The 922-nt window shown below is 71.8% G+C and carries 1 pseudogene; it reads left to right on the forward strand.

Annotated elements, in window-relative coordinates:
• Window positions 1-201: 201 nt before the first annotated feature.
• Window positions 202-922 (forward strand): annotated as a pseudogene (locus tag CIB93_RS36995) (glycosyltransferase); the annotation flags it as partial.

Raw genomic sequence — 922 nt, forward strand, 5'->3', positions numbered from 1 at the left:
CCTCACCGACCCCACCTACCGCAACAACACCCACACCATGCGCCACCACATCACCCACGCCGGCGGCGCACCCGCCGCCGCGGACGTCGTGGAAGCCCTGCTCACGGATGCGCGGGGACAGCGGTGAACGGCGTCGGCACGGCACACATCGCGTTCTTCGCGCTTCCGGGTCACGGGCACGTGAATCCCACCCTCGGGGTCGTGGAGGAGCTGACGGCGCGCGGTCACCGAGTCAGCTTCGCGACGACCGAGCGGTTCGAAGGCGTGGTCGCCGAGGCCGGAGCGACGCCGGTGCGGTACGAGTCGACCATGGACGGTCTGCCCGCCAAGGACACTGCGGCGGAGCGCGCCGACCGCTTCGGCAGCGGCGACCTCGCCGTGGTGCTGCGCGATCTGTTGCGCGAGACCCTGGCCGCCCTCGCCCCACTGGACCGCGCCTTCGCCGCGGACCGCCCCGATCTGGTGGTGTACGACGATCCGTCCGGCTGGGCGGCCCGGCTGATCGCGGCGCGCCGCGGCATCCCGGCCGTGCCGTACCGGACCACCTTCGCCGCGAGCACCGAGTGGTCCCTCGCCACCCATCAGACGGACGTCGATCCGCTCGACCCCGAGATCGTGCGCATCTTCCACGGCATCGCGAACCTCCTGGACCGTCTGAAGGTTTCCCTGAGCCCCAAGGCCCTGATGACCGGCAACGAGGCGGGCCCCGCGCTCGTCTTCGTACCGCGCGAGTTCCAGTTCAAGGGCGAGACGTTCGGCGAGGACGTCCACTTCGCGGGCCCCTGCCTCGCCCGGCGGGCCTCCGACGGCGAGTGGGCCCGCGGGGGCGACGGCGCGAGCGACCGCCCCCTGGTCCTCGTCTCACTCGGCACCATCCACAACGACAACGCCGCCTTCTTCCAGACCTGCATCGACGCCTTCG

Source organism: Streptomyces sp. WZ.A104, from assembly GCF_002382885.1.
In the GTDB taxonomy this organism is placed as follows: domain Bacteria; phylum Actinomycetota; class Actinomycetes; order Streptomycetales; family Streptomycetaceae; genus Streptomyces.